Source organism: Bradyrhizobium sp. SHOUNA76 (assembly GCF_023006445.1).
In the GTDB taxonomy this organism is placed as follows: Bacteria; Pseudomonadota; Alphaproteobacteria; order Rhizobiales; family Xanthobacteraceae; genus Bradyrhizobium.
This window is the reverse complement of record NZ_JALBHA010000676.1, coordinates 1-2,733: the sequence shown is the minus strand read 5'-3', so window position 1 is coordinate 2,733 and position 2,733 is coordinate 1. Positions and strand designations below refer to the sequence as shown.

The 2,733-nt window shown below is 64.6% G+C and carries 3 protein-coding genes; all 3 read right to left on the bottom strand.

Features of this window, described 5'->3' with window-relative positions:
* Positions 1-412: 412 nt before the first annotated feature.
* Positions 413-1,486 carry a lytic transglycosylase domain-containing protein gene (locus MOV74_RS35485; protein ID WP_246931823.1) on the bottom strand — a complete coding sequence of 358 codons (1,074 nt, stop codon included), beginning with the start codon at positions 1,484-1,486 and terminating at the stop codon, positions 413-415.
* A 149-nt stretch (positions 1,487-1,635) separates the two neighbouring features.
* Positions 1,636-2,058 carry a phosphoribosyl-AMP cyclohydrolase gene (hisI, locus tag MOV74_RS35480; protein WP_246931821.1) on the bottom strand — a complete coding sequence of 141 codons (423 nt, stop codon included), beginning with the start codon at positions 2,056-2,058 and terminating at the stop codon, positions 1,636-1,638.
* Positions 2,059-2,142: 84 nt separating this feature from the next.
* A partial coding sequence (folE, locus tag MOV74_RS35475; protein WP_246931819.1) for a GTP cyclohydrolase I FolE occupies positions 2,143-2,733 on the bottom strand: 591 nt, incomplete at its 5' end.

Sequence of the window (2,733 nt, the reverse complement as noted above, 5' to 3'; positions counted from 1 at the left end):
GGCGGCGATGCGGTCGTCTGTCGAAAGGTCTGAGATCAGCCAGGCCCGGGCCAACGCCCGGGTGGCCTCGGCCCGCTCGCCGGCCGGCGCCGTCCTGATCCAATTGATGAACTGCCGAACAATCATGCTGCTTCCGGCTTACACAACAAACGAAAATGATGACGGCTCGTCACCTGCAACACAAAATAAACCACGACGCTTAACAAAGCGTTCACCATAACTGGCTGGTTTAATTGACGTTTTGTTAAGGGAACAAAGGCGTTTCAAGGCACGTGCCCCGGCTTTGCAGCGCCTCTTCGGCGATGCGCGGCAGAGCCGGCCCCATTTCTCCAGGAGGATAGGCTGCGGCATGGGTCCCGGCTCTGCGCAGCAACGCTACGCGTTGCAGCGCGTCCGGGACACGAGACGGCGACTAGCTCGAGAACGTGCCGCTGCGATCGCTGAAGAGATCGAGTGGCTGCGGCGGCCGCACATCCGGCGTCGCTGAGGCGACCGAGGTGAGCGAGGCATTGTTGCCCCATAATTTCTGCACCGTGGTCGAGACCGGCTGCGTGACATCACCGGGCTGATAGATCGAACGAAACACCGGCGTGCTCGGGGCATTGTCCGCGAGCGTCGTTGGCGCCGAGGCACTGACGGGCGTCACCGCGCGTGCGTTCGGGAAGGTCTGGAGATAGGCGGCGTTGTCGATGACGGGCGCGGCGGGCTGTACGCCGCTCGCGCTCGCGACCTCGGTGGTCGACGGCGTACCGCCATACATCGCCATCGCGCTGCGGGTGGTTTTCGAATTGGCCGCGCTGGCATAGCGCGCATCCAGCACCGAATAGACTTCGGAGACGCTGCGGGCGCGGCCATCCCTCTCGTAGAAGATCGAGCGATTGGCGGACGCCGCGTTCGGAAACAGCCGCGCACCGACCGCTTGCGGATTGTCCTCGGCATTGGCGATCAGTTTTGCGGCTCCGCCGACACCCATGAAATGCGCCATGTAGAGTTCGCTGTCGCTCGGCCTGCGGCCGAGCAGGCCTGTGAGCTTGAAGCTGTTCGACTGCGTCAGCGCGCCCGCCATGCTGGACGCCGCCTCCGGATCGTCGCGCAGCTTCATGATCGACCGCTTCATGGCGGGATCATCGACCGTGTAGCTGCCCGACGAGGTCCTGGTGATGGCGTCGGAATAGTTGCCGTAGCCGAGCTGGGTTCCGGCTTCCTTCACGGTGCCGAGCCAGGTCTGGTCGATGAACTGGTAGAGTCCGTGCGCAGACGAGGTCGTGGCCCCGGCTGTCGGATTGAAATCCGATTCCATCTTGGCGGTGGTCAGCATGTACTGGAAGCTGACGCCAGTGATGTTCGAGGCCTGCTTGATCGCACCGGCGACGCGCGCCCGCGACGGATCGAGACCGGCCGTCTGCGTGGCGCTGAAATTGTCGACCGACATGATGAGGTGCCCGCCCCGCGCGGCATTGGAGGACGCCGGCAATTCGGCGCCCATCGTCTCACCGTGGGACAGGTATGGTTAATGCGGGGTTAATCCCCGGGGGCGGCCCCTCCCCGAGTCATTCGGGGCATCGCGAAGCGACGAGCTACGGTGCGCAATTGCGCACCGTAGCTCGCGCTACGCGCGCCCCGGAATGACGGAGGCTACTTCTTATAGACGTCGCTGGGATCGAACAGCCGATCGGCATCGTTGAACACCAGCTTGGCTCCCCCACCCTCGGCCTCGACCTTCCGGTAGAAGCAGGACCGCCGCCCGGTGTGGCAGGCCGCGCCGACCTGCTCGACACGGATCCAGACCGCGTCCTGGTCGCAATCGGTGCGCATCTCGACCACGCGCTGGGTTTGACCTGAGCTCTCACCTTTTCGCCACAAGGCATTGCGCGAACGGCTGAAGTACCAGGCCTCACCGGTCGCGATCGTCTTGCGCAGTGCCTCCTCGTTCATGTGCGCGACCATGAGCACATCGCCGGTGGCAATGTCGGTCGCGACGCAGGTCACGAGCCCTGCCGCGTCGAACCGCGGCTGGAAGGACAAGCCTTCCTCGATCTCATGGGAATGAGCGGACACAGCAAGCCTCGCTAGAGCATGACCCGGAAAAGTGCGCAGCGGTTTTCCGGCAAGGCCATGCTCAAACAATAAACCGTCGCGAGGTCAGCGCGTGCCTCGCACCAGGGACAGGAAACGGGCCTGTTCCGCCGGATTGTCGCGGAACATGCCGGTGAATCGGCTGGTGAAGGTGGAGGCGCCATGCTTGGCGACGCCGCGCACGGACATGCAGGTGTGCTCGGCCTCGATCAGCACCGCTACGCCGCGCGGCTTGAGGACCTCGTCGATCGCAGCCGCAATCTGGGCCGTCAGATGCTCCTGGGTCTGGAGCCGGCGGGCGAAGATGTCGGTGAGACGAGCCAGCTTGGACAGGCCGACGACGCGTTCCACCGGCGTATAGGCGATGTGCGCCTTGCCGTAGAACGGCATCATGTGATGCTCGCACTGCGAGGTGAACTCGATGTCGCGCACCAGCACGAAATCGTCATAGCCCGCGGTCTCGCCGAAGGTGCGGTCGAGCACCTCGGCCGGGCACTGATGATAGCCCTGATAGAGCTCGTCGAAGGCCTCGACCACGCGGCGCGGCGTGTCGAGCAGGCCCTCACGATCGGTGTTCTCGCCGATATAGGCCAGCAGCGTCTTCACCGCCGCTTCCGCCTCCGCACGCGCCGGGCGCGGCTGGTCGGCGCGGACGGC

Bases quoted from the DNA above. Each gene is read 5' to 3' on its own strand.
- MOV74_RS35485 (WP_246931823.1), bottom strand. From the start codon at position 1,486: ATGGGCGCCGAATTGCCGGCGTCCTCCAATGCCGCGCGGGGCGGGCAC.